A 24,490-nucleotide genomic window follows, 5' to 3' on the forward strand; every position below is an offset into this window, starting at 1 on the left:
TCATATCAGTGGTTTGCGGTGCTTGTTATTGCATAACAGCTGCCCGCACCCGCATCTCTGCCGTGACGGGAGCCGCTTTCGGCGCCCCGATGTCGCGTGCGTTCAAAGGAGATGTTTTATGCGTATGACGAAAATGGCTGCCACCCTTGCTGTCACCAGTGCCTTGTTGACCAGCACAGCGGTTGCGAAACCGCATTTGCGTGATGTGGCTGAAATTGACGACAACATGCTGTGGGTCGCGTTGGCGGTAGAGATTTCCGATCAATGCGATGAGATCAAGCCGCGCACCTTGAAGGGGCTGGCCTTTCTCAACTCGCTGCAATCCAAGGCAAAACGTCTCGGCTACAGCCGCGATGAGATCAAAGCCTATGTAGACAGCCGCGCCGAAAAGGACCGCATGCGCGGCCGCGGTGAGGCTTATGTAAAATCCAAGGGGCTTGACCCCGCTCAATCTGATGACCTGTGCAGCCTCGGCCATGCCGAGATCGCAGCACATAGTCAGATTGGAGTCCTGTTGAAAGCTAAGTGAGGCAAGATGACCGACCTACGCAAAATCGTCATTGACGATCAGGAGATCGAAGTAGAGGGCGCGTTGACCCTTATTCAGGCCTGTGAACAGGCCGGAGTAGAGATCCCGCGTTTCTGCTATCATGAGCGTCTGTCGATTGCGGGCAACTGCCGCATGTGTCTGGTCGAAGTTGTAGGTGGCCCGCCGAAACCGGCGGCCTCCTGCGCGATGCAGGTGCGCGATCTGCGCCCCGGCCCCGAAGGCCAGGCGCCGGTGGTGAAAACCAACTCGCCCATGGTCAAAAAGGCCCGTGAAGGCGTGATGGAGTTCATGCTGATCAACCACCCGCTGGATTGTCCGATCTGCGACCAAGGTGGCGAATGCGATCTGCAGGATCAGGCGATGGCCTACGGCATGTCCGGCACCCGCTTCACCGAAGGTAAGCGTGCTGTTGATGATCTGAACCTCGGCCCGCTGGTGTCAACCGCGATGACCCGTTGCATCAGCTGCACCCGCTGCGTCCGTTTCACCACCGAGGTGGCGGGCATCACCCAGATGGGCCAGACCGGCCGCGGCGAAGATGCCGAGATTACCAGCTACCTGAACGAAACGCTGGACAGCAACCTGCAGGGCAACATCATTGACCTGTGCCCGGTGGGCGCGCTGACCTCGAAACCCTACGCTTTCACCGCCCGTCCGTGGGAACTGACCAAGACCGAAACCATTGATGTGATGGACGCGCTTGGCGCAAACATCCGCGTGGACACCAAGGGCCGCGAAGTGAAACGCATTCTGCCGCGCAACCATGATGGTGTGAATGAGGAATGGATTTCCGACAAGACCCGCTTTGTCTGGGACGGTCTGCGTCGTCAGCGTCTGGACACGCCTTACATCCGTGAAAACGGCAAGCTGCGCAAAGCAGGCTGGGGGGAGGCCTTGGGTGTTGCCGCCGCCGCGATGAAGGGCAAGAAGATCGCGGGTCTGATCGGCGATCTGGTTCCGGTTGAGGCGGCGTTCTCGCTGAAAAACCTGATTGAGGGTCTGGGTGGCAATGTAGAATGCCGCACTGACAAGGCGCGCTTGCCGATTGACAGCCGCTTTGGCTACGTCGGCAACGCCTCGATCGACGATATCGATGGTGCGAAGTTTATTCAGTTGATCGGCACCAACCCGCGTGATGAGGCGCCGGTGCTAAACGCGCGGATCCGCAAGGCGTGGCTGAACGGGGCCAACATCGGTCTGGTCGGCGTGGCTGCGGATCTGACCTATGATTACGCCCATGTGGGCACCGACCGCGCCGCGCTTGAAAGCCTTTTGGGCAAAGAGCATGGTGCGGTGAAAGACGCACCGTCTGTTGTGATCGTTGGGCAGGGTGCCCTGCGGGAGGCTGACGGTCTGGCGGTGATGGCCGCCGCCCAGAAACTGGCCGAAGAAACCGGTTCCAAACTGATGGTGCTGCATACCTCCGCCGCCCGCGTGGGTGCGATGGATGTGGGCGCCGTGACCGAAGGTGGCGTGGATGTCGCCACCGACGGGGCCGAAGTGGTGTTCAACCTGGGCGCAGATGAGATTGAGATCGCTTCGGGTCCCTTCGTGATTTATCAGGGCAGCCACGGCGACCGGGGCGCGATGCGCGCTGACGTGATCCTGCCTGCCGCTGCTTACACCGAGGAAAACGGTTTGTTCGTCAACACCGAAGGCCGCCCGCAGCTGGCGCTGCGCGCTGGTTTCGCCCCCGGTGAGGCTAAGGAAAACTGGGCCATCCTGCGGGCCCTGTCGGCCGAACTGGATGCAACCCAGCCGTGGGATACCCTTGCGCAACTGCGTCAGGCGCTGGTGACTGAGGTGCCGCATCTGGCGAAAGTGGATCAGGTTGTGGAAAACGAATGGGCCGCATTGGCGCAGGACAAACTGGGCAAGGCCGATTTTGTTCCGGCGGTCAGCGATTTCTACCTGACCAACCCGATTGCCCGCGCCTCCAGCCTGATGGCAGAGCTGTCGGCGGGGGCCAAAGCGCGCAAAACAAACGCGATGGCGGCCGAATAATGATCCGGCCTGTCCTCATATCCCTGTTCACGGCTCTGACCGTGGCCGCCTGTCAGGCGCAGCCTGACGCGCGGGTTGAGACAGAGGCACCGCGCCCTGTCTACAAAGGGGTTGAGACACGTCTTCTGGACGGCGATCTGGTCAGTTTTGTCGTCGCAATGGAAGGCGGCAAAGGACCAAGACATGTAGAGGATTACGCGAAATGCGCCGCTGCGCAGTACACGCTGATCCGTGGATATAGTTTCGCGCGGCATGTCCGCACGAATGTAGAACAACAAGGCGGCCTGTGGTCGGCGGATGCGGTGTATACCATTTCCCCCGACCTGCCGCGCGGCGCACGTACTATCGACGCGGAAACCGTCGTCGAGGTCTGCTCCGAAAATGCAATACCGACGGTGTGAGGACCTAATGGCAGAGTTTTTTACCACCCCCCTCGGAATAGCAGTCATCATCGTGGCGCAATGTCTGGCCGTTGTGGCTTTCGTGATGGTTTCCCTGCTGTTTCTGGTTTACGGCGACCGTAAAATCTGGGCCGCTGTGCAGATGCGCCGTGGCCCCAACGTGGTGGGCGTCTTTGGCTTGCTGCAATCGGTCGCGGATGCGCTGAAATACGTGATGAAAGAGGTGGTGGTGCCCGCTGGTGCGGACAAGCCCGTGTTCTTCCTCGCGCCGCTGATGAGCTTTGTTCTGGCGATCCTCGCCTGGGCGGTCATCCCGTTCAATGACGGCTGGGTGTTGAGCGATATCAACGTTGCGATCCTGTTTGTTTTCGCAATCTCCTCGCTGGAGGTCTACGGCGTAATCATGGGCGGTTGGGCGTCAAACTCCAAATACCCGTTCCTCGGCTCGCTGCGGTCGGCGGCACAGATGATTTCCTATGAGGTGTCGCTGGGTCTGATCATTATCGGCATCATTATTTCGACTGGTTCGATGAATTTCGGAGACATCGTGCGCGCGCAGGATGGCGATTACGGCTTCTTCAGTTGGTATTGGCTGCCGCACTTCCCGATGGTCTTCCTGTTCTTTATCAGCTGTCTGGCGGAAACCAACCGCCCGCCGTTCGACCTGCCCGAAGCGGAATCCGAACTGGTGGCCGGGTATCAGGTTGAATACTCCTCCACCCCGTTCCTGTTGTTCATGGCTGGTGAATATATTGCCATCTTCCTGATGTGCGCGCTGACCTCGCTGTTGTTCTTTGGCGGTTGGCTGTCGCCGATCCCCGGCCTGCCTGATGGCGTGCTGTGGATGGTGGCGAAAATGGCCTTCTTCTTCTTCATCTTCGCAATGGTGAAGGCGATCACGCCGCGCTATCGCTACGACCAGCTGATGCGCATTGGTTGGAAAGTGTTCCTTCCCATGTCGCTGGCTTGGGTGGTTCTGGTCGCGTTCCTTGCAAAATTCGAAGCTTTCGGCGGCGCCTATGCCCGCTGGGCGATTGGAGGTTAACCCATGGCTAACGTTGATTATAAACGGGCCGCAGGCTACTTTCTGCTGAGTGATTTCGTGAAAGGGTTCAAACTGGGGCTGAAGTATTTCTTTGCCCCGAAATCCACTCTGAACTACCCGCATGAAAAGGGCCCCCTGTCGCCGCGTTTCCGCGGGGAACACGCCTTGCGTCGGTATCCCAACGGCGAAGAGCGCTGCATCGCCTGTAAACTGTGCGAAGCGATCTGCCCCGCACAGGCGATCACCATCGACGCGGAACCCCGCGACGACGGTTCGCGCCGCACCACGCGCTATGACATCGACATGACCAAATGCATTTACTGCGGTTTCTGCCAAGAAGCCTGCCCGGTGGACGCGGTTGTCGAAGGCCCGAATTTCGAATTTGCGACCGAAACCCGAGAAGAACTGTTCTATGACAAGGCAAAACTGCTGGAGAATGGCGAACGTTGGGAAGCTGAAATCGCACGCAATCTGGAACTGGACGCGCCGTATCGCTAACGCAGCGGCAGAGAAAGGAAACGATCATGGGCGCTATGGGTGTTGGCACATTTGAAGATGATACTGCTCTCGACTGGCTCGAAGAGGAGTATGCAGGCGCGGGCGTTGAAGCGGTGCGCGCGGCCCTTCAGGATGTGGCGGATCTGGAGCCTGGGGATTACCTCGACCTCGACATGGGATCTGCTGCGCGCGCAGCGGCCGAGATTGTGGCGTTGGCCTTTGACGCGGGTGGGGATCTGGGATCTGACGTCGCCGAAACAGTCGGCGAGCACGCCGATCAGGTTGCCGAACATGACGACCTGCCCGCGATGGCGCTGGTGGCATTGGCGCGGATCAGTGGTGATGCGTCTGAAATGGCGGAACTGTGGGGGGATAGCGGCGACAGCGCCGCATGGGATGACGCGATGGCCGATCTGGTTGCGCGGTTGGAGGGCGTTGCATGAACGACAACCCCAGCAATCCTTTTGAAGTGATGATGATCCAAGCGCAGAAGATGGCCAAAGCCATGAACCCCGCGTTGGAAAACTTCAGCCCGCAAGAGGCCTTCAAAGGCTATGAGGCGCTGTGGCCCACCATGCCCAAAGACTTCATGGAGATGATCTTTGGCCGTGGCCTCAGCCAAGAAGGGCTGGACGCCAAAACCCGCCTTCTGTTGACGCTCGCCGGTTTGACCATGCAAGGCGCAGAGAATGAAACGGGCCTGAGGATGACCGTGCGCCACGCGCTGGAAGCCGGGGCCAGCAAAGAAGAAATCGCCGAAACCATCGCCCAGATGTCGATGTTTGCCGGCATACCCGCCATGACCAAGGCAATGGAATGTGCCCGTCAGGTTATGGCTGACAAAGAGGACAAAGAAACATGACGATTGCTGCGCTGGCTTTCTACCTGTTCGCCATCTGCGCCGTGACCGGCGGACTGTTCACCGTGATCAGCCGCAATCCGGTGCATTCGGTGCTGTGGCTGATCTTGGCTTTCCTCAGTTCTGCAGGGCTGTTTGTGCTGCTGGGCGCTGAATTTGTCGCGATGTTGTTGATCATCGTTTACGTCGGTGCCGTGGCGGTTTTGTTCCTGTTTGTGGTGATGATGCTGGACGTCGATTTCGCCGAGCTGAAGGCAGAGATGGCCAAGTATATGCCCATCGCACTGTTGATCGGCGTGGTTCTGTTGATGCAATTCGGTCTGGCCTATGGCGCATGGGATTATGCTGAACACGCGCTGGACAACCGCGCGGCTCTGGCGCCTGCGGATATGCAGAACACCGCAGCGCTGGGTGTGCTGATTTACGACCAATACTTCCTGTTGTTCCAACTGTCCGGTCTGGTTTTGCTGGTTGCGATGATCGGCGCGATCGTCCTGACCCTGCGCCACCGCACCCACGTCAAACGCCAGAACGTTCTGGCTCAGATGTGGCGTGATCCGACTGAGGCGATGGAGCTGAAGGACGTGAAACCGGGGCAGGGGCTGTAACGCCGCGCCCGGGCGTGCCGGAAGTGATCCGGCGTGTTGCTCTGCGGAGCAAGGGATACAGGCGCGGATAGATGGCGCGCCATGAATAAGAGGCCCCGATCTACGGTCGGGGTGCGATGAAATAAACGACGATGGGGCAAACCCCGAGGGACTGACATGATTGGACTAGAACATTACCTGACGGTGGCCTCCGCGCTGTTCGTCATCGGCATCTTCGGTCTCTTCCTGAACCGGAAGAACGTCATCATTCTGCTGATGAGCATCGAATTGATGCTTCTGTCGGTGAACATCAACCTTGTGGCTTTCTCCAGCTTCCTGGGCGATCTGGTTGGGCAGGTCTTTACGCTGTTTGTGCTGACCGTTGCGGCGGCTGAAGCAGCGATTGGTCTGGCGATCCTGGTCTGCTTCTTCCGCAACAGCGGCACGATCGCTGTGGAAGACGTCAACGTGATGAAAGGCTGATCCAGATGGAAAAGATTATCCTCTTTGCGCCCCTCGTCGGGGCGCTCATTGGCGGGTTCGGCTGGCGTTATATCGGTGAAAAGGGCGCACAGGTCCTGACCACTGGCCTGCTGTTCCTTGCTGCACTGCTAAGCTGGATTGTGTTCCTGACCCACGACCCGTCGATGGCGAAACACATCCATATTCTGGATTTCATCAACTCCGGCGATCTGCAGACCGCATGGTCGATCCGTCTGGACCGCCTGACCTCGATCATGCTGGTTGTTGTGACCTCGGTCTCGGCGCTGGTGCACCTTTATAGCTTTGGCTACATGGCGCATGACCACGCGTGGAAAGAGGGAGAGCATTACAAGGCACGTTTCTTTGCCTACCTGTCGTTCTTTACCTTTGCGATGCTGATGCTGGTGACCTCTGACAACCTTGTTCAGATGTTCTTTGGCTGGGAAGGTGTGGGCGTTGCCTCCTACCTGCTGATCGGTTTCTACTACAAGAAACCCTCGGCCAACGCCGCAGCAATCAAAGCGTTTGTTGTGAACCGCGTGGGTGACTTCGGCTTTGCGCTGGGGATCTTTGGCCTGTTCATGCTGACCGGCAGCATTGATTTCGACGTCATCTTCTCCAAAACGCCCGAGCTGGCGGAAACCCCGCTGCACTTTCTGTGGCGCGATTGGAACGCGGCGAACCTTCTGGCGTTCCTGCTGTTCATCGGTGCGATGGGTAAATCGGCCCAGCTGCTGCTGCACACCTGGCTGCCTGACGCGATGGAAGGCCCGACACCTGTGTCGGCCCTTATCCACGCCGCAACCATGGTAACCGCTGGTGTGTTCCTTGTCTGCCGCATGTCGCCGCTGATGGAATTCGCACCTGAGGCCACCGCCTTCATCACCTTCCTTGGCGCGACCACCGCGTTCTTTGCCGCGACGGTTGGTCTGGTGCAGAACGACATCAAACGTGTGATCGCTTATTCGACCTGTTCGCAGCTGGGCTACATGTTTGTGGCGGCAGGTGTTGGCGTCTACTCGGTCGCGATGTTCCACCTGTTCACTCACGCCTTCTTCAAGGCGATGCTGTTCCTTGGCGCGGGTTCCGTGATCCACGGCATGCACCACGAACAGGACATGCGCAACTACGGCGCCCTGCGCAAGAAGATGCCGCTGACCTTCTGGGCGATGATGATCGGCACGTTGGCCATCACGGGTGTTGGCGTTCCGCTGACCACCTTTGGCTTTGCCGGTTTCCTGTCGAAGGATGCAGTGATTGAGGCTGCCTATGCTGGCACCAATGGCGGCTACGCCTTCTGGATGCTGGTGATCGCAGCGCTGTTCACCTCTTTCTACAGCTGGCGTCTGATGTTCCTGACCTTCTACGGCGAACAGCGTGGGGATAAGCACACCCATGAACACGCCCATGAAAGCCCCACTGTCATGCTGATCCCGCTGGGGGTTCTGGCCATTGGTGCGGTGCTGGCTGGTATGGTTTGGTACAACGTCTTCTTCGGCAAGACCGAGCAGGTCGCCAAGTGGTTCGGTGTTCCCTACCACGCCGAAGAGCATCACGCCGAAGGCCATGACGACCACGGTCAAGATGGGCACGCGATGGCCAAGGACGGTCATGACGACCACGCCAAGGATGATCATGCCCATGATGATCACGCAATGGCGAAGGACGACCACAGTAAAGACGGGCACAGCAAAGACGGCCACGACAAAGACGCCAAGCCGCATTACGTGCTGGCCGGTAAACCCGGTGAGGGTGCGATCTACGCGGGCGTCAACAACGACGTGTTGAACGAGGCGCACTATGTCCCCAAATGGGTCAAGATCAGCCCGTTCATCGCCATGCTGACCGGCTTTATCGTCGCATTGTGGTTCTACATCTGGAACCCGTCGATGCCTGCGCGTGTGGCGGCGGCCAATCGTCCGCTGTACCTGTTCCTGCTGAACAAATGGTACTTTGATGAAATCTACGATGTCCTGTTCGTGAAACCCGCCCAAGCACTGGGCCGGTTCCTGTGGAAACGTGGCGACGGCACCGTGATTGACGGCTTCCTCAATGGTGTGGCGATGGGCATCGTGCCCTTCTTCACCCGCCTCGCAGGCAAGGCGCAGTCCGGCTACATCTTCACTTATGCTTTTGCGATGGTGGTTGGCATCGTCGTACTGATTACCTGGATGACGCTCAGCGGAGGGGCGCACTAATGACTGACAGTTTGCTCTCTCTGGTCACATTCATTCCGACGCTGGGGGCGGTCATTCTGGCCATCTTCCTGCGCGGAACGAACAAAGCCGCACAGCGCAACGCCAAATGGGTGGCGCTGGTGACCACGGTTGTCACCTTTCTGGTGTCGCTGTTCATTCTGGCTGAATTTGATCCTCAGAACACCGGCTTCCAGTTCGTCGAAGAACGCGACTGGGTTCTGGGCCTGAAATACCGTCTGGGTGTTGACGGCATCTCGGTTCTGTTTGTGATGCTGACCACGTTTATGATGCCAATGGTGATCTGGGCCAGCTGGGACGTGTCCAAACGGGTGAAGGAATATATGATTGCCTTCCTCCTGTTGGAAACACTGATGCTGGGCGTTTTCATGGCGCTGGATCTGGTGTTGTTCTACCTGTTCTTCGAGGCCGGGCTGATCCCGATGTTCCTGATCATTGGGATCTGGGGCGGTGCCAACCGGATCTATGCCTCGTTCAAGTTCTTCCTTTACACCTTCCTCGGCTCGGTTCTGATGCTGGTGGCGATTGTGGGCATGTATGTGGATGCGGGCACCACCTGTATCGCGGCCTGCGGCGAAGCAACCTCGCTGATGCGGCACAGCTTTGCCTCGGAAAGTTTCGACATTCTGGGCATTCACGTTGTCGGCGGTATGCAGACGCTGTTGTTCCTTGCCTTCTTTGCCTCTTTCGCGGTGAAAATGCCGATGTGGCCGGTGCACACCTGGCTGCCGGACGCCCACGTGCAGGCGCCGACCGCAGGTTCTGTGGTTCTGGCGGCAATCCTCTTGAAAATGGGCGGCTACGGCTTCCTGCGCTTTAGCCTGCCGATGTTCCCCATCGGGTCGGATGTTCTGACGCCGCTGGTTCTGTGGATGTCGGCGATTGCGATTGTCTACACCTCGCTTGTCGCGCTGGTGCAGGAAGACATGAAAAAGCTGATCGCCTATTCGTCGGTAGCCCACATGGGGTATGTCACTATGGGCATCTTTGCTGCCAACCAGCAGGGCATTGATGGTGCAATTTTCCAGATGGTCAGCCACGGCTTCATCTCTGGTGCGCTGTTCCTGTGCGTTGGTGTGATTTACGACCGGATGCACACCCGTGAGATCGACGCCTACGGCGGTCTGGTCAACCGGATGCCGGCCTATGCGCTGATCTTCATGTTCTTCACCATGGCGAACGTCGGCCTGCCGGGCACCTCTGGCTTCGTCGGCGAATTCCTGACGCTGATGGGCATTTTCCAGGTCAACACCTGGGTGGCGGCCATCGCGACCTCTGGCGTGATCTTCTCGGCGGCGTATGCGCTGTGGCTCTACCGTCGCGTGGTGATGGGCGACCTGATCAAGGAAAGCCTCAAGACCATCAGCGATATGTCGGGCCGTGAACGCGCGATCTTTGCGCCGCTGGTCGTGATGACCCTGCTGCTCGGGGTGTATCCGTCGCTGGTCCTCGACATCATCGGTCCCTCGGTCGAGGCGCTGATCCAAAACTATGAACTGGCCCTTGCGGAGGCACCAAGTGCTGTCGCCGCTGCGGTTCAGTCGCACTAACGGGAGCCCTGAGAGAGATGATCCAGGCTGATCTGAACATTATCCTGCCGGAAATCCTGCTGGCGGTTTACGCGATGGGCGCACTGTTGTTTGCGGTCTACACCGGCAAGGACCGGTTGGCACCGCTGCTGACGTGGGTGACTGCCGCTGTCTTTGTTGTGCTGGGGCTGTGGATTGCCACCGGCACCGGGGATCACATTGCCTTTAATGGCATGTTCAACGACGATGGCTATTCCCGTTTCGCCAAGGTGGCGATCCTGTTCTCCAGTGCGGCTGTGCTGGTGATGGGGCAGGACTACATGACCCGCCGCGACATGCTGCGGTTTGAATACCCTGTGCTGATGGCGTTGGCTGCTGTTGGGATGATGGTGATGGTGTCCGCCGGTGACCTGATGGCGCTGTATCTTGGTCTGGAACTGCAGTCACTGTCGCTTTACGTGATTGCTGCGTTGCGTCGCGACAGCATCAAATCGACCGAGGCGGGCCTGAAGTACTTCGTTCTCGGCTCGCTCAGCTCCGGGCTGTTGTTGTTCGGCTCCTCGCTGGTTTACGGCTTCTCCGGCACCACGCAGTTTGCGGGTATTATCGAGGCGGCGGGCCACGGCCACACCTCGCTGGGTCTGCTGTTCGGTCTGGTTCTGGTGATCTCTGGCCTGGCGTTCAAAATCTCGGCCGTGCCGTTCCATATGTGGACCCCCGACGTTTACGAGGGTGCGCCGACCCCGGTGACCGCCTTCTTTGCCACCGCACCGAAAGTGGCGGCGACCGTGTTGTTTGCCCGCGTGTTGCATGACGCTTTTGGCGGTGTTGTCGCCGACTGGCAGCAGGTGGTTGCAGTGCTGTCGCTGTTGTCGATGTTCCTTGGCGCGGTTGCCGCTATTGGTCAGCGCGACATCAAACGCCTGATGGCCTATTCGTCGATTGCCCACATGGGCTATGCGATGATGGGGCTGGCTGCTGGCACCGCCTTTGGCGTGCAGGCGCTGCTGGTTTACATGGTGATCTATGTCACCATGAACATCGGCACCTTCTCTTTTATTCTGATGATGGAAAAAGACGGCCAGCCGGTGACCGACATCAACGCGCTGAACATGTATGCGAAACGCGAACCGGGCAAGGCGCTGGCGATGCTTGTTCTGTTGTTCTCCCTTGCCGGTGTGCCGCCGATGGTGGGGTTCTTCGGCAAGTTTTACGTGCTGCAAGCGGCCTATGAGGCGGGCCTGATCTGGCTGGCGGCGCTGGGGGTTGTGGCGTCGGTCATCGGTGCCTTCTACTACCTGCGTATCGTCTACTACATGTACTTTGGTGACGAGGCAGAGGATGGGCTGGACAAATCCGGGACCCCCGTTCTGTGGGGCCTGCTGATGGCATCTGCAGTCATCATTGGTCTGGCATGGCTGCCCGGTATCAACCTTCTGGGTGTTGAGGCCTGGGCCGAAGCGGCGGCTGCCGCGCTGGTAAACTGATCCGCGCCTTTGACGCGCTCACATCATAAAAACGCGCATCGGGTGGCCCTGATGCGCGTTTTTCTTTAGACGGATGAGGTGTTTCTGCTTCCGGCGGGAGTATTTGGAGACCATTGAAAGGCGGTGTCTGACATGCAGGACAGTTTGGATCACGCAGCAAGCGCGCTGCCGGACGGGTGGCCCGCGGGCTACGGGCGCCGTGTGCTGGCAGAGATTGACAGCACCAACGCCGAAGCGGCGCGGGTGGCACCTCAGCTGGCAGGGCCTGAATGGATCATGGCGCTGAAACAGACCGCAGGCCGTGGGCGACGCGGGCGTGCCTGGGTGAACCCAGAGGGGAACTTTGCCGCCACATTGGTTCTGCAACCGGCTGAAAGTCCTGAAGTGGTTGCGCTGCGCTCCTTCGTAGCCTCACTGGCGCTTTACGATGCGTTTGCAGCCGTCACAGGACGTCCGCAGGGGCTGAGCCTGAAGTGGCCCAACGACGTGCTGCTGAACGGTGGCAAGGTGGCGGGCATCCTGCTGGAAAGCGTCGGCACTGGCGGGCAGGTCATGCATATCGGCATCGGTATTGGCGTGAACCTGAAGGTGGCGCCGGGCGCCGATCAGGTGGAGGCGGGGGCGCTGCGGCCTGTGTCGCTCTTGTCTGAAACCGGTGCGGCGGTGACTCCGGATGAATTCCTGACCGAACTGGCCCGCGCCTATGCCCATTATGAGGCGCAGTTTACCACCTATGGGTTTGAGCCGATCCGCACGCTGTGGCTGGCCCGCGCGGCTCGTCTGGGCGAGGTGATTACTGCGCGGACGTTACGTGATGAACAGGTTGGCACGTTTGAGACGGTGGACGCGGCAGGCAATCTTGTCCTATCCACCGCTAAAGGCCGCGTGACCATCGCCGCCGCCGAAATTTTTTTCTAACGGGGTAGGGAGAGGCCTCATGCTTCTGACCATTGATTGCGGCAATACCAATACTGTGTTTTCGATCTGGGACGGGGCGGAGTGTCTGTGCACCCTGCGGACCTCCACCCACCATGCGCGCACGGCGGATGCCTATTTCACCTGGTACTCCACGCTGACCAAACACTACGGGATCGAGGCGGATATCACCGATGTGATCATCTCGTCCACCGTGCCGCGTGTGGTGTGGAATCTGCGCGTCTTTACCGACCGTTTCTTTAACTGCCGTCCGCTGGTCGTCGGCAAGCCCGACTGCCTGCTACCGGTTGAGCCGCGCGTTGATCAGGGCACCCAGCCCGGACCGGATCGTCTGGCGAATGCCGTCGCGGCTTATGATCGTCATGGCGGCAACACGGTGGTTGTCGATTTCGGTACTGCCACCAACTTCGACGTGGTGGCAGAGGATGGCGCCTATGTGGGGGGCGTGATCGCGCCCGGTGTGAACCTCAGTCTTGAGGCGCTGCACTCTGGCGCGGCAGCCCTGCCGCACGTTGATGTCAGCCAGCCGGATCGGGTGATTGGAACCAATACCGTTGGCTGCATTCAATCTGGCGTCTTCTGGGGCTATACTGGGTTGATCGAAGGCATTATCAGCCGAATCAAGGCCGAATACGGTCGTCCGATGAAGGTTGTGGGCACAGGTGGCCTTGCGCCCTTGTTTGAAAAGGGCGATCACCTATTTGACACCATCGAAGATGACCTGACCATGCACGGCCTGACCGTGATCCACAAATACAACAAGGACCAAGGCAACATATGAGCAGCCAGCGCCTTATCTATCTCCCCCTCGGTGGCGCGGGTGAGATCGGAATGAACTGTTACGTCTACGGCTACGGCCCCGAGGATCAGGAGCGTTTGATCCTTGTGGATCTGGGCGTGACCTTCCCGGATATGGATGGCACGCCCGGCGTGGATCTGATCCTGCCCGATATCGCGTGGCTGGAGGAGCGGAAGGATCGCCTCGACGCTATCTTTATCACCCACGCGCACGAAGATCACGTTGGCGCGGTTGGCCATCTGTACGAACGTCTGGGCGCGCCGATTTACGCCCGTGCGTTTACCGCCAACATCGCCCGCCACAAGCTGCGTGAATACGGCTACTCCGATGACGTGGTGCGCACCGTGTCACCGCTGCCCGAAAGCATCAAGGCCGGCGAGATGGAAGTGGCGTTTTTGCCGATGTCGCATTCGATCCCCGAAAGCTCGGCGCTGATCATCGACACGCCGAAGGGGCGGCTGATCCACACGGGTGACTTCAAACTGGATAAAACGCCGGTTGTCGGTGAAGCCTATGATCCCGACCTGTGGGCCACCGTGTCCAAAAACGGGGTGAAGGCGCTGATCTGTGACAGCACCAATGTGTTCAGCCCCGTCGCGGGCCGGTCCGAGGCCTCGATCGGCGATGAGATCACATCATTGGTGGCAGAGGCGCCGGGCATGGTGGTGGCAACCACCTTTGCCTCAAACGTCGCACGGGTGAAAACACTGGCAGAGGCAGGCGTGCGGGCAGGGCGGTCGATCTGCCTGATGGGCCGCGCCATGCGCCGGATGATTGAGGCGGCGATCACCACTGGTGTTCTGGCTGATTTCCCCAAAGTGGTCAGTGTCGAAGAGGCGCGTGAGATCCCGCGCGAAAACCTGATGCTGCTGGTGACCGGATCGCAGGGCGAACGGCGCGCGGCCTCGGCCCAATTGGCCAATGGCAAATACCACGGCATCAGCCTGAAAGAGGGCGATCTGTTCCTCTTCTCCTCCAAAACCATTCCTGGCAATGAACGTGGCGTGATCCGCATCATGAACCAGTTTTCGGAAATGGGTGTGGATGTGGTCGACGATCACGGTGGCCGCTATCACGTGTCGGGCCACGCCAACCGCCCGGACCTGATCGAGATGCACAAATTGGTGCACCCCGAAATGGTCATCCCGATGCACGGCGAACACCGCCACCTGCGTGAGCACAGCAAGCTGGCTGAGACCAACGGCTATGCCTCCGCGATCGCGGTGAACGGCACCATGTTGGAACTGTCCGGCGACGCACCGCGCGTTTGCGGTTTTGTCGACACGGGGCGCACATATCTGGATGGCTCAGTGCAATATGGCGCGCTGGATGGTATCGTGCGCGACCGGATCCGCATGGCGCTGAACGGTCACGTGCTGGTCACCGTCATTCTGGATGAAGACAACGAACCGCTGGGTGATCCGTGGTGTGAGTTGAAGGGTCTGGCCGAAACCGGCAAGTCGAACGCGCCGCTGGTTGATGTTCTGGAGGCGGACCTCAATCAGTTTATGGGCCGCGCGTCTCAGCGCACGCTGGATGATGACGATAAGCTGGAAGACGAGCTGCGCAAAATCACCCGCCGCAGCGCGCAGATCGAGATCGGTAAAAAGCCCGAAGTGACCGTGGTGATTTCCCGCCTGTCGGCGTGATGTGATCTAGCGGTTTTGAGAGAATGAGAAAGGCGTCCCTTTGGGGGCGCCTTTTTTATTAGCTCAATCGTCGCCATCCGTCGTTGGATTTGATTGCAAAGAATAGCCACAGGATCGCGATGGATCCGAACGGTGACCAAAGAACAGATATAACCCACCACGGCCAAGGGTTATGACCGCGTCTGCGTGCCATGGCACCAATGTGCGCGAACAGGAGATAGATCAGATAAAAGAAAAAGAGAAGAACGCCGAGAGTGAGAATGGATTCCATTATTTTAACTTCCTTGCGTCACGCGCCTTTTCTGGCGCCAGAAAAGGCGAAGGCCAAATCTGTGTCAGATTTGGCCCCCTTCACTTAATCAGCTTATCGCCACGCCACGCCGTCCGGCGAGGTCGGTGAAATACTGCCAGGCCACGCGGCCAGATCGTGCGCCACGAGTGGCCTGCCATTCGATGGCCTCGGCCCAGAGAGTGTCTTCGTCGATCGCCACGCCGTAGGCCTTGCAATAGCCACGGATCATGTCGAGGTAGTCATCTTGCGAACAGGGATGGAAACCCAGCCACAGTCCAAAACGATCTGACAGCGACACTTTTTCCTCCACCGCCTCGGCAGGGTTGATGGCGCTGGAGCGTTCGTTTTCGATCATATCCCGCGGCATCAGGTGACGGCGGTTCGACGTGGCGTAGAACACCACATTCTCAGGCCGCCCTTCGATGCCACCGTCCAGCACAGCCTTCAGCGATTTGTAGTGCTGGTCATCATGGCCGAAGCTCAGGTCATCACAAAACAACAGGAACCGCGCATCAGAGGTGCGCAGCAGGTTCATCAGTCGGGACACGCTTGGCAGATCTTCGCGCTGTAGTTCCACGATTTTCAGGTCATGCCCCTGACGCAGCACCTCAGCATGGATTGCCTTTACGATGGACGATTTGCCCATGCCCCGCGATCCCCAGAGGAGGGCGTTGTTTGCGGGCAGGCCTTTGGCAAATTGCAGCGTGTTGGCCAGCAGCGTTTCACGGGTGCGGTCCACACCCACCAGCAGCGACAGGTCGACCCGGTTCACCTTGGCAACAGGTTCCAGACGGTCCGGTTCAACATGCCACACGAACGCGTCGGCAGCAGCAAAATCAGGTGCAGAAAGAGGCGCCGGAGCCATACGCTCCAACGCCTCTGCAATACGTTTAACGGTCTTTTTCACGGGGTATGTTCCCTAACGGCTTACTTATTCTCAGTGTCCTGTGCAGACGCGTCCAGTTCCGCGTCGTCAAAGGCTTCTTCGTCATCGTAGTAGCCTTCGGCACGCAGCTGTGCTTCGCGTTTGGTTTCTACGCGGGCCACAAGGAAGATCGAAATTTCATAGAGACCATAGACCACTGTGAAGAGTATCAGCTGGGTGGTTACATCCGGCGGCGTCACCAGTGCGGCGACGGTCAGGATGCCCACCACCGCGTATTTACGCGTGTTGCGCAGACCTGCGGCAGAGGCCAGACCAGCCTTACCCATCAAGGTCAGCAGAACGGGCAGCTGGAAACACAGGCCAAAGGCCACGATCATCTTCAGCGTGATGTCGAGGCTTTCGTTCACTTTGCCGTTAAAGACGATGTCGATCCCCTGACGCGCGGTTTCCAGCGACCCCTCAATCTCCTCGCCCACCAGAATGGCGGAGACGAAAGACGGGAAATCCGCAAAGCCGAGGAAAAAGGCCATGGCCAGTGGGATCACCACATAGTGCGAGAAGGCGGCGCCCAGCAGAAACAGGGCAGGCGAAGCGATGAGGAAGGGTAGGAAGGCGGATTTTTCGTTTTTATAAAGCCCCGGCGCAACAAAGCGCCACAGCTGGTAGGCGATGATCGGAAAGGACAGCACCAGACCACCGACCATTGAGATGCGGATCAGGGTAAAGAAGTATTCCTGCGGCGCGGTATACTGCATCACCGGATTGGGGTTCCCCAGCGCGCGCATGGTCTTTTCAATCGGTTGCAGCAGAAAGTCCAGCAGTTGGCCACCGAAGGTAAAGCAGATCACCATCCCCACAACAAAAGCCAGCACAGACCGGATCAAACGGGTACGCAGTTCGGCCAGATGCTCAATCAGCGGGGCGCTGGATTCTTCCAGCTGGTCAGGGGTGCTCATGTTGGTTCCTTAGCCCTTATCTTTAGGCTCTTCAGCGGCAGTGGCCTCTGGTGCGACCTCTTCGGCTGCTGCAGCGGCCTCTTCGGCGTCGCGGCGGGCCTGTTCCTTGGCGGCGGTGGCCTCTTGAATCTTGCGTGCGGCCTCTGCGCGGTCATCCGAAAGGGGAGTATCCGTTGCGGACCAGTCGGTGAGCCCATCGGTTGCTTCACGGACCTTGTCCATGCCGAATTGTTTCGGGTTGCTCGCGGCCTTCAGGGTCTGGCTGATGTCTTTGACGCCGGACTCATCCGCCGCCTGTTCCATCGCGCGGCTAAATTCACGCGCCATCCCACGCGCTTTGCCCACAAATTGTCCGACCGAGCGGAACAGCCCGGGCAGGTCTTTGGGGCCGACGACAATCAACGCGACAACGCCGATTATCAGCAGTTCGCTCATGCCCAGATCGAACATGGCTTAGACCTTGTCTTTGTCGGACTCCGGGGTCACGTCCTTGGCAGCTGTGGCTTGATCTTCCAGCTCTGCCTTGCCTTCGTTGACACCTTTTTTGAACGAAGTGATGCCTTTGCCGACCTCGCCCATCAGCGAGCTGATCTTGCCACGGCCGAAAAGTACCAGAACGACAACGGCGATCAGAAGAAGGCCGGGAAGGCCGATATTGTTCAGCATAAGTGTTCTCCCTTAATACGGCGCGTCGCTGAACGGCGCCGTCGATATTCACCTACTGTATCTAATGGCTGCAGTGTGTTCATGGAAGGTCCAATGCGCGAACAGGGGTGTTTTTTAGACGTTGCGGCACGTCCTCGTGAATATCACAAGGAAAACCTACCCAGAAATGCGGATAATATGCGGTCGCTTGTTTTGCGCAGCTCATGCAGATTCGCGTGGAAACACAAAACAGCGGTCGCGGCGGAACATCAGCCACAGGGGGCGGCCCTGCTGCGGCAGGAAGACGTTGGGCACCGTCGCTTTCAGTACTGATCCGTCGTAGTCCATGCGGATTTCTACCAGACTTTCCGATCCCATAAAACGCGCGCGCACCACCTCACCACGGGCCGCAACGCCATTTTGCGGGGTGGGTTCGGGGCCTTGCCCGTTGCGGTCAAATTCGATTTTCAGGTGCTGGGGGCGGATAACGATGTCCACCTCATCGCCGTCCGCGACGCCCGGCGCCAGAAACTGGCCAAAGGGGGTTTCACACAGGGCACCCTGAACTTTACCGCAAATCACGTTGATATCGCTGAAAAACCCAACTGCCTGACGGTCTTTTGGGGCGTTGTATATGTTATAGGGCGCGCCTTGCTGCACGACCTTACCCCGTCGCATCAGGGCGATTTCGTCGGCCATGCGCATGGCCTCTTCGGGTTCGTGCGTGACCAGCAGGACGGCGGCGTCTTCGGCCTTCAGCAGTTCCAGCGTCTGGTCGCGGATATCATCGCGCAGCCGGTTGTCTAAGCCGGAGAACGGTTCATCCATCAGCATGATCTTAGGCCGCGGTGCCAGGGCGCGCGCCAGTGCCACGCGCTGCTGTTCACCGCCCGAGAGGAGGTAAGGGTAGCTGTCGATGAACCGGCGCAGGCCGACCTTATCCAGTAATTCCTCAACCCGTGCCCGCTTTTCTGCCTGGGACCCAGAGAGCCCGAAGGCCACGTTGTCGCCCACAGTTAAGTGCGGGAATAGAGCGAAATCCTGAAACATCAGCCCTATATGCCGCCGTTCTGGCGGGATGCGGAACACCGTGTCACAGATCAGTTGGCCGTCAACGTAAATCTCACCGCTGTCCTGCATTTCCACGCCCGCGATCATACGCAGGGTGGTGGATTTGCCGCAGCCCGATGGACCCAGCAGGCAGGTCACCTGACCCGGCATCACTTGCAGCGACACGTCATCCACCACACGGGTACCACCAAAGGCGCGTACCATGTTGCGGATTTCCAGACGCGGGGCTGTGACAGAGGATGCGACAGAGGATGCGATTGGGGTGGCTTGGCTCGCGGACACGGGGTTTCCTCGCGGCGGCGCGTGGGCGCCGGGGTGTTGAAGGGTCGGCTTCCCGATTAAAAACATCGGGCTTTGCCGACCCTTAACAACTGTGTGCGTCCCAGACAAGGGATCTCAACGGGCAGGATGTGGCCCGCGACGCTTAGCAGCAGGGGACTGCGTCGCTGTCGTTATCGGCGGCAAAGGGGCTTTCGCCACCGCAACCCTCGAAAATCCCGTAGTGGGTGGAGAAATCTCCGATGAAGGTGAAGTGTTCGGCAAAACGTGTATCTGCCAACATCATCCATGTGTTGCCACAAACGGGGAAGACCTTACCCGCCTCAATAATATGGTGATCATCCAGTTTGAACACATGTGGCGCAGTGGGCAGGGTGCCTTTGTAGATCACTGCCTGGCCATAATCTTCACAGGCTGGCTCCAATCCTTCCAGCTTGAACAGACGATAGGTGGAGGAGGTGAAAGACAGCGGCGCAACCCGGGTTTCCAGAACAGGGTTTTCGATGGTCAGCGGTCGATGGGTGACCAGACGCGGATCCTCAAAGCCCGCCTTTTTGGCGATGGTGAGGAAGTCGTTCCAGTAGAGCGCACCGGACAGGCATTCGCCATAGAGCACTTCATCCTCTGCCATCGCCTTGGGCACGCGGCGATCGGCATAGACGTCGGAGAAGTACATTTCTCCACCCGGTTTCAGCAGGTGATAAGCACCATCCAGCACCGCCTGTTTGTCAGTGGACAGGTTCACAACGCAATTTGACACAATGATGTCAAAGCTGCCCGGTTCCAGACCCAGCTCATCCAGTTTTTCAATATAGCCTTGGTGGAATTCTACGTTGGCATAGCCGAACTTCTCAGCGTGCCAGTCCTGATGCGCACGCGCCACAGCCAGTTGTTCGGCGGTCATATCCACGCCCACAACATAACCAGTCGGGCCAACCAACTGCGCCAGCGCGTAGACGTCGCGGCCCGCGCCGCAGCCCAGATCAAGGATGCGCGCACCTTCCAGACCGTCAGGCATCACCAGCCCGCAGCCGTAGTAGCGCATCAGCACCTCATCATGCACGTTGCGCAGCACATCTTTCAGGTATTCCGGCATCTCATCGGGGGTGCAGCAGGCGTTTGTTTGAAGGTCGTCGCTGCCTTGTAGAACCTTGCCATAATAGTCCTGGACGTTTTCATGTTTCATCTTGGTCTTCCCCGGAAATACTTTTGTCCTCTGAAGGGATAAGCAGATGTGAGCGGTGGAGCAATCATTGCAACGGTTTGCTCACGCAATTGTGGGCGTAAGTGTGGGCGGTGCTGCGCTGGACAGCAGACGGAGGTGAATTTCCGGCGGGATTAGGCGCTGCGGTGCCGCCGCGCGCATTATCACTGGCCTGAAACTGGGATTCGCGTTATGATTTGGCCCAGATCCCGCAAAGGGACAGTGATTGAGGCAGTATTGGTAGGTTCCCATGACAGCAATGGTTCATGGCTCCGTCCCTGTGCGGGATGTTGAGCCTGTTCTTCCAAAATGGTGGCGCACACTGGATAAGGTCACGGTGACCTGTATTCTGGCGCTGTTCGGGGTTGGGATGCTCCTGGGATTTGCAGCCTCGCCGCCCTTGGCGGAAAAGAACGGTCTGGACCCCTTTCATTATGTAGAGCGGCAGGTGATTTTCGGAGGCATGGCGCTGTTGGCAATGTTCGTGACCTCTATGATGCCGCCGCAGTTGGTGCGTCGTCTGGCGGTTGTTGGCTTTGTCGTGGCGATAATTGCGGTACTGGCGCTGCCGTTTTTCGGCACTGATTTCGGCAAGGGTGCAGTGCGCTGGTATCGCCTTGGCTTTGCCTCGCTGCAGCCGTCTGAATTCCTGAAGCCGGGCTTTGTTGTTGTTGCTGCGTGGCTTTTGGCCGCCAGTCAGGAAATCAATGGCCCGCCGGGGCGTCTTTGGGCGTTCCTGCTGACCGGCTTCATTGCGGTTGTGCTGGCGTTGCAGCCCGATTTTGGCCAGGCGTCTTTGGTGGTCTTTGCATGGGCGGTGATGTATTTCGTTGCAGGTGCGCCTATTATGCTGTTGATGGGGGCCTTCGGGATCGTGATGTTGGGCGGGACATTTGCCTATCACAACTCTGAACACGTGGCGCGGCGGATTGACGGGTTTCTGAACCCTGAAATCGATCCGACCACTCAGATCGGCTATGCCACCAACGCGATCCGCGAAGGCGGATTTTTCGGCGTCGGTCTGGGCGAGGGAGAGGTGAAATGGTCGTTGCCCGATGCCCATACTGATTTCATCATCGCAGTTGCGGCAGAGGAATACGGGCTGGTCATGGTCTTGGTGGTTATTGCGCTTTACGCCACCATCGCGCTGCGCTCTTTCTATCGGCTGATCAAGGAACGCGATGTCTTCATCCGACTGGCAGGCACTGGTCTGGCTGCGGTCTTTGCAGTGCAGGCGCTGATCAATATGGGCGTTGCGGTGCGCATGCTGCCCTCCAAGGGGATGACACTGCCTTTTGTGAGCTATGGCGGCTCTTCGCTGATTGCCGGTGGGATCGCGGTGGGGATGTTGCTGGCGTTCACCCGCACGCGACCACAGGGGCAGATCGGCGATATCTTGCGAGGGCACCGTCGCTAGGTCACCAAACGCAACGCACCGCCTTTCACGGCGGTGTGTTTTCTTTTAGGAACAGAACAGACACCGCGCGGGGGCGCAGCGGGTCTTGATCCAGAAAAACAATGATCTGGCGATTGATGCGCTGGACAGGAGGCAGAGAGATGGCGGCACCGCTTTTGGTGATTGCGGCAGGGGGGACCGGCGGACATATGTTCCCGGCACAGGCGCTGGCAGAGGTGATGTTGCGCAAGGGCTGGCGGGTGAAGCTGTCCACTGACGCGCGCGGCGCCCGCTACACCGGCGGCTTCCCTCATACCGTTGAGATTGAAGAGGTGTCCTCTGCCACCTTCGCCCGCGGCGGTGTGCTGGCTAAGGCGCTGGTCCCGTTCCGTATTTTCGGAGGCATTCTGGGTATGAGCGTCCGGATGATGCGCGACAAGCCCGATGTTGTTGTGGGTTTCGGCGGCTACCCGTCGATCCCTGCACTGGCGGCAGCGACCTTGCTGCGCCGTCCGCGCATGATCCATGAACAAAACGGTGTCCTTGGTCGGGTGAACCAACTGTTTGCAAAACGTGTCGATGCCGTGGCCTGCGGCACATGGCCCACCGCTTTGCCTGCGGGGGTAGAGGGACACCACACTGGAAATCCGGTGCGTGGCGCGGTGCTTGAACGCGCCGGTGCGGGCTATATTTCCCCGGGTGATTACCCGATGGAGCTATTGGTGATCGGGGGCAGTCAGGGTGCGCGTATCCTGTCGGATATGGTGCCTGCCGCCATTGCCGAACTGCCGACGGAGATCCTGCGCAATATCCGCGTAGCGCATCAGGCCCGCGCTGAGGATCATGACCGCGTCAGCGCCTTTTATGCAGACCATGGCATTGCCGCAGATGTGCAGCCATTCTTCAACGATGTGCCGCGCCGGATGAGCGAGGCGCAACTTGTGATCTCTCGTTCTGGTGCGTCGTCTGTCGCGGATATCAGCGTAATTGGCCGCCCCGCGATCCTGATCCCCTTCGCCGCGGCCACCGCAGATCATCAGACGGCGAATGCCCGTGGGCTGGTTGACGCAGGTGCGGCGATCCTGTTGCCTGAAAATCGACTTGCAGTTGCGACACTTTCTGAGCAGATAGCGCTGGTCCTTGGCGATGCACGGGGTGCCTCTCTTATGGCGCAGGCGGCGCTGTCGCAAGGTAAACCCGAGGCGGCCCGGGATTTGAGTGAAATGGTCGAGGTATTGGCGCAGAAAGGCCGGACGTAAGATGGCCCGAAGCAGAAAGGTGAAGTTATGAACGCAGCAACCAAACTCCCCGTTGATGTGGGTGCGATCCATTTCGTCGGGATCGGCGGCATCGGCATGTCGGGTATTGCTGAGGTATTGCTGAACCACGGCTACACCGTTCAGGGCAGCGATCTGAAGGCGTCGAAAATCACCGACCGTCTGGCTGGTATGGGCGCTAAGGTCTTTGTCGGACAGGCGGCTGCGAACCTCGAAGGCGCCGAGGTTATTGTTATCTCTTCTGCCATCAAACCCGGGAACCCCGAATTGGATGAGGCCCGCCGTCTGGGCCTGCCCGTTGTACGCCGCGCGGAAATGCTGGCTGAACTGATGCGGCTGAAATCGAACGTTGCGGTTGCTGGTACGCATGGCAAAACGACCACCACGACGATGGTTGCTACCCTGCTGGACGCAGGCGGCGTGGACCCGACGGTGATCAATGGCGGTATCATTCACGCCTATGGCTCGAACGCTCGTGTTGGTACATCCGATTGGATGGTGGTTGAGGCGGATGAAAGCGATGGCACCTTTAACCGACTGCCCGCAACGATCGCGATCGTGACCAACATCGATCCCGAACATATGGAACACTGGGGCACCGAAGAGGCGTTGCATCAAGGGTTTTATGAATTCGTCTCTGGGATTCCCTTCTACGGGCTTGCGATCTGTTGCACCGATGATCCGGACGTGCAGGCGCTGGTGGGCAAGATCACCGACCGTCGCGTGGTGACCTATGGTTTTAACGCTCAGGCCGACGTGCGGGCGATCAACCTGCGCTATGAAAAGGGGGCCGCGCTGTTCGATGTGGCCCTGCAGGCCGAAGATATGTTGATTGAGGGCTGCGAATTGCCGATGCCCGGCGATCACAATGTGTCCAATGCCCTATCTGCCATAGCGGTGGCGCGCCATCTGGGGATGAAGGCGGATGAAATTCGCGATGCTCTGAAAGGCTTCAAGGGGGTGAACCGTCGCTTCACCCGCGTCGGCGAGGTGGATGGCGTCACCATCATTGACGACTATGGCCACCACCCGACCGAAATTGCCGCTGTTCTGAAAGCCGCACGTCAAGCGACCGGGGGACGGGTGATCGCTGTGCATCAGCCGCACCGCTATTCGCGTCTGAGCCATCATTTTGAGGACTTCTGCTCCTGCTTTAACGAAGCTGACGTTGTGGGGATCGCAGAGGTGTTTGCCGCCGGCGAGCAACCCATCGAAGGTGCCAGCCACGACGATCTGGTTGCAGGCCTGATCCGCCATGGCCACCGTCACGCCCGCACAGTGCTGTCAGAGGCGGATCTGGAGCGTCTGGTGCGCGAACAGACACAGCCAGGGGATATGGTTGTTTGCCTTGGCGCCGGCACGATTTCGGCATGGGCCAATGCCTTGCCGTCACGTTTGGCCGGTTAAACAGCTGCGTCCCTTGCAGCATTCGTTGACAGGG

24 protein-coding genes are annotated in these 24,490 nt (G+C 58.8%); 18 read left to right on the forward strand and 6 right to left on the reverse strand.

What is annotated here, in order from left to right:
- Positions 1-118 precede the first annotated feature (118 nt).
- The 15 genes from MHM86_RS14475 (at position 119) to MHM86_RS14545 (ending at position 15,043) form a co-directional block, all read left to right on the forward strand.
- Positions 119-529, forward strand: a complete 411-nt coding sequence (locus MHM86_RS14475; RefSeq protein WP_239200798.1) for a DUF5333 domain-containing protein — start codon at positions 119-121, stop codon at positions 527-529.
- A 6-nt stretch (positions 530-535) separates the two neighbouring features.
- On the forward strand, positions 536-2,554 hold the full coding sequence (nuoG, locus tag MHM86_RS14480; RefSeq protein WP_239200800.1) for an NADH-quinone oxidoreductase subunit NuoG: 2,019 nt from the start codon (positions 536-538) through the stop codon (positions 2,552-2,554).
- A gap of 2 nt (positions 2,555-2,556) precedes the next feature.
- Positions 2,557-2,955 (forward strand): hypothetical protein, encoded by a 399-nt coding sequence (locus MHM86_RS14485; RefSeq protein ID WP_239200910.1) that lies wholly within the window; start codon positions 2,557-2,559, stop codon positions 2,953-2,955.
- A 7-nt stretch (positions 2,956-2,962) separates the two neighbouring features.
- Positions 2,963-4,000: an NADH-quinone oxidoreductase subunit NuoH gene (gene nuoH / locus MHM86_RS14490; RefSeq protein WP_239200802.1), complete on the forward strand. Its 1,038-nt coding sequence runs from the start codon at positions 2,963-2,965 to the stop codon at positions 3,998-4,000.
- 3 nt (positions 4,001-4,003) lie between these two features.
- Positions 4,004-4,498: an NADH-quinone oxidoreductase subunit NuoI gene (gene nuoI, locus MHM86_RS14495; protein ID WP_239200804.1), complete on the forward strand. Its 495-nt coding sequence runs from the start codon at positions 4,004-4,006 to the stop codon at positions 4,496-4,498.
- A gap of 26 nt (positions 4,499-4,524) precedes the next feature.
- Positions 4,525-4,941 carry a DUF4259 domain-containing protein gene (locus MHM86_RS14500; protein WP_239200805.1) on the forward strand — a complete coding sequence of 139 codons (417 nt, stop codon included), beginning with the start codon at positions 4,525-4,527 and terminating at the stop codon, positions 4,939-4,941.
- Entirely contained in the window at positions 4,938-5,360 is a 423-nt protein-coding gene (locus MHM86_RS14505) for a carboxymuconolactone decarboxylase family protein (RefSeq protein WP_239200806.1), read from the forward strand. The genes MHM86_RS14500 and MHM86_RS14505 overlap by 4 nt, the downstream gene beginning before the upstream one ends.
- Positions 5,357-5,965 carry an NADH-quinone oxidoreductase subunit J gene (locus MHM86_RS14510; RefSeq protein WP_239200807.1) on the forward strand — a complete coding sequence of 203 codons (609 nt, stop codon included), beginning with the start codon at positions 5,357-5,359 and terminating at the stop codon, positions 5,963-5,965. Before MHM86_RS14505 ends, MHM86_RS14510 begins: the two co-directional genes overlap by 4 nt.
- Before the next feature lie 156 nt (positions 5,966-6,121).
- Positions 6,122-6,427 carry an NADH-quinone oxidoreductase subunit NuoK gene (nuoK, locus tag MHM86_RS14515; RefSeq protein ID WP_058319681.1) on the forward strand — a complete coding sequence of 102 codons (306 nt, stop codon included), beginning with the start codon at positions 6,122-6,124 and terminating at the stop codon, positions 6,425-6,427.
- Positions 6,428-6,432: 5 nt separating this feature from the next.
- Positions 6,433-8,625, forward strand: a complete 2,193-nt coding sequence (gene nuoL, locus MHM86_RS14520; RefSeq protein ID WP_239200808.1) for an NADH-quinone oxidoreductase subunit L — start codon at positions 6,433-6,435, stop codon at positions 8,623-8,625.
- Positions 8,625-10,193 (forward strand): NADH-quinone oxidoreductase subunit M, encoded by a 1,569-nt coding sequence (locus MHM86_RS14525; protein ID WP_239200809.1) that lies wholly within the window; start codon positions 8,625-8,627, stop codon positions 10,191-10,193. Before nuoL ends, MHM86_RS14525 begins: the two co-directional genes overlap by 1 nt.
- Before the next feature lie 17 nt (positions 10,194-10,210).
- The gene (gene nuoN / locus MHM86_RS14530) at positions 10,211-11,659 is read left to right on the forward strand and encodes an NADH-quinone oxidoreductase subunit NuoN (protein ID WP_239200810.1); all 1,449 of its coding nucleotides are present in this window, start codon (positions 10,211-10,213) and stop codon (positions 11,657-11,659) included.
- A gap of 132 nt (positions 11,660-11,791) precedes the next feature.
- Complete coding sequence (locus MHM86_RS14535) at positions 11,792-12,577, forward strand: biotin--[acetyl-CoA-carboxylase] ligase (RefSeq protein WP_239200811.1); 786 nt, start codon at positions 11,792-11,794, stop codon at positions 12,575-12,577.
- Between the two features lie 19 nt (positions 12,578-12,596).
- A complete protein-coding gene (locus MHM86_RS14540; RefSeq protein WP_239200812.1) occupies positions 12,597-13,376 on the forward strand; it encodes a type III pantothenate kinase in 780 nt (259 codons plus the stop codon).
- Positions 13,373-15,043 carry a ribonuclease J gene (locus MHM86_RS14545; protein WP_239200814.1) on the forward strand — a complete coding sequence of 557 codons (1,671 nt, stop codon included), beginning with the start codon at positions 13,373-13,375 and terminating at the stop codon, positions 15,041-15,043. Before MHM86_RS14540 ends, MHM86_RS14545 begins: the two co-directional genes overlap by 4 nt.
- A 359-nt stretch (positions 15,044-15,402) precedes the next feature.
- Here MHM86_RS14545 and MHM86_RS14550 read toward each other — a convergent pair whose 3' ends face one another.
- The 6 genes from MHM86_RS14550 to MHM86_RS14575 form a co-directional block, all read right to left on the reverse strand.
- Positions 15,403-16,200, reverse strand: a complete 798-nt coding sequence (locus MHM86_RS14550; RefSeq protein ID WP_239200911.1) for an ATP-binding protein — start codon at positions 16,198-16,200, stop codon at positions 15,403-15,405.
- A 62-nt stretch (positions 16,201-16,262) separates the two neighbouring features.
- The gene (tatC, locus tag MHM86_RS14555) at positions 16,263-17,177 is read right to left on the reverse strand and encodes a twin-arginine translocase subunit TatC (RefSeq protein WP_239200816.1); all 915 of its coding nucleotides are present in this window, start codon (positions 17,175-17,177) and stop codon (positions 16,263-16,265) included.
- Between the two features lie 9 nt (positions 17,178-17,186).
- Positions 17,187-17,627, reverse strand: a complete 441-nt coding sequence (gene tatB, locus MHM86_RS14560; protein ID WP_239200818.1) for a Sec-independent protein translocase protein TatB — start codon at positions 17,625-17,627, stop codon at positions 17,187-17,189.
- A 3-nt stretch (positions 17,628-17,630) separates the two neighbouring features.
- The gene (locus MHM86_RS14565; RefSeq protein WP_239200820.1) at positions 17,631-17,843 is read right to left on the reverse strand and encodes a twin-arginine translocase TatA/TatE family subunit; all 213 of its coding nucleotides are present in this window, start codon (positions 17,841-17,843) and stop codon (positions 17,631-17,633) included.
- A gap of 201 nt (positions 17,844-18,044) precedes the next feature.
- Positions 18,045-19,097, reverse strand: a complete 1,053-nt coding sequence (locus MHM86_RS14570) for an ABC transporter ATP-binding protein (protein ID WP_239200912.1) — start codon at positions 19,095-19,097, stop codon at positions 18,045-18,047.
- A 220-nt stretch (positions 19,098-19,317) separates the two neighbouring features.
- Positions 19,318-20,358 carry a methyltransferase domain-containing protein gene (locus MHM86_RS14575; RefSeq protein WP_239200822.1) on the reverse strand — a complete coding sequence of 347 codons (1,041 nt, stop codon included), beginning with the start codon at positions 20,356-20,358 and terminating at the stop codon, positions 19,318-19,320.
- Positions 20,359-20,626: 268 nt separating this feature from the next.
- Here MHM86_RS14575 and ftsW point away from each other — a divergent pair, with 268 nt between their 5' ends.
- The 3 genes from ftsW (at position 20,627) to murC (ending at position 24,456) form a co-directional block, all read left to right on the forward strand.
- Positions 20,627-21,793, forward strand: a complete 1,167-nt coding sequence (ftsW, locus tag MHM86_RS14580; protein ID WP_239200824.1) for a putative lipid II flippase FtsW — start codon at positions 20,627-20,629, stop codon at positions 21,791-21,793.
- Positions 21,794-21,933: 140 nt separating this feature from the next.
- A complete protein-coding gene (locus tag MHM86_RS14585; protein ID WP_239200826.1) occupies positions 21,934-23,031 on the forward strand; it encodes a UDP-N-acetylglucosamine--N-acetylmuramyl-(pentapeptide) pyrophosphoryl-undecaprenol N-acetylglucosamine transferase in 1,098 nt (365 codons plus the stop codon).
- A gap of 27 nt (positions 23,032-23,058) precedes the next feature.
- Positions 23,059-24,456: a UDP-N-acetylmuramate--L-alanine ligase gene (murC, locus tag MHM86_RS14590; protein WP_239200828.1), complete on the forward strand. Its 1,398-nt coding sequence runs from the start codon at positions 23,059-23,061 to the stop codon at positions 24,454-24,456.
- The last annotated feature ends 34 nt before the right edge of the window (positions 24,457-24,490 follow it).

Source organism: Thalassobius sp. Cn5-15 (genome assembly GCF_022347685.1).
In the GTDB taxonomy this organism is placed as follows: Bacteria; Pseudomonadota; Alphaproteobacteria; order Rhodobacterales; family Rhodobacteraceae; genus Thalassobius.

Coding starts and splice junctions, on each gene's coding strand:
- nuoN (WP_239200810.1), top strand. CDS start 10,211: ATGATCCAGGCTGATCTGAACATTATCCTGCCGGAAATCCTGCTGGCG.
- tatB (WP_239200818.1), bottom strand. CDS start 17,627: ATGTTCGATCTGGGCATGAGCGAACTGCTGATAATCGGCGTTGTCGCG.
- murC (WP_239200828.1), top strand. CDS start 23,059: ATGAACGCAGCAACCAAACTCCCCGTTGATGTGGGTGCGATCCATTTC.
- nuoG (WP_239200800.1), top strand. CDS start 536: ATGACCGACCTACGCAAAATCGTCATTGACGATCAGGAGATCGAAGTA.
- MHM86_RS14540 (WP_239200812.1), top strand. CDS start 12,597: ATGCTTCTGACCATTGATTGCGGCAATACCAATACTGTGTTTTCGATC.
- MHM86_RS14545 (WP_239200814.1), top strand. CDS start 13,373: ATGAGCAGCCAGCGCCTTATCTATCTCCCCCTCGGTGGCGCGGGTGAG.
- MHM86_RS14475 (WP_239200798.1), top strand. CDS start 119: ATGCGTATGACGAAAATGGCTGCCACCCTTGCTGTCACCAGTGCCTTG.
- nuoH (WP_239200802.1), top strand. CDS start 2,963: ATGGCAGAGTTTTTTACCACCCCCCTCGGAATAGCAGTCATCATCGTG.
- MHM86_RS14565 (WP_239200820.1), bottom strand. CDS start 17,843: ATGCTGAACAATATCGGCCTTCCCGGCCTTCTTCTGATCGCCGTTGTC.
- MHM86_RS14550 (WP_239200911.1), bottom strand. CDS start 16,200: ATGGCTCCGGCGCCTCTTTCTGCACCTGATTTTGCTGCTGCCGACGCG.
- MHM86_RS14510 (WP_239200807.1), top strand. CDS start 5,357: ATGACGATTGCTGCGCTGGCTTTCTACCTGTTCGCCATCTGCGCCGTG.
- nuoI (WP_239200804.1), top strand. CDS start 4,004: ATGGCTAACGTTGATTATAAACGGGCCGCAGGCTACTTTCTGCTGAGT.
- MHM86_RS14570 (WP_239200912.1), bottom strand. CDS start 19,097: ATGGTACGCGCCTTTGGTGGTACCCGTGTGGTGGATGACGTGTCGCTG.
- MHM86_RS14505 (WP_239200806.1), top strand. CDS start 4,938: ATGAACGACAACCCCAGCAATCCTTTTGAAGTGATGATGATCCAAGCG.
- nuoL (WP_239200808.1), top strand. CDS start 6,433: ATGGAAAAGATTATCCTCTTTGCGCCCCTCGTCGGGGCGCTCATTGGC.
- MHM86_RS14500 (WP_239200805.1), top strand. CDS start 4,525: ATGGGCGCTATGGGTGTTGGCACATTTGAAGATGATACTGCTCTCGAC.
- MHM86_RS14525 (WP_239200809.1), top strand. CDS start 8,625: ATGACTGACAGTTTGCTCTCTCTGGTCACATTCATTCCGACGCTGGGG.
- tatC (WP_239200816.1), bottom strand. CDS start 17,177: ATGAGCACCCCTGACCAGCTGGAAGAATCCAGCGCCCCGCTGATTGAG.
- nuoK (WP_058319681.1), top strand. CDS start 6,122: ATGATTGGACTAGAACATTACCTGACGGTGGCCTCCGCGCTGTTCGTC.
- MHM86_RS14575 (WP_239200822.1), bottom strand. CDS start 20,358: ATGAAACATGAAAACGTCCAGGACTATTATGGCAAGGTTCTACAAGGC.
- MHM86_RS14585 (WP_239200826.1), top strand. CDS start 21,934: ATGGCGGCACCGCTTTTGGTGATTGCGGCAGGGGGGACCGGCGGACAT.
- MHM86_RS14535 (WP_239200811.1), top strand. CDS start 11,792: ATGCAGGACAGTTTGGATCACGCAGCAAGCGCGCTGCCGGACGGGTGG.
- ftsW (WP_239200824.1), top strand. CDS start 20,627: ATGACAGCAATGGTTCATGGCTCCGTCCCTGTGCGGGATGTTGAGCCT.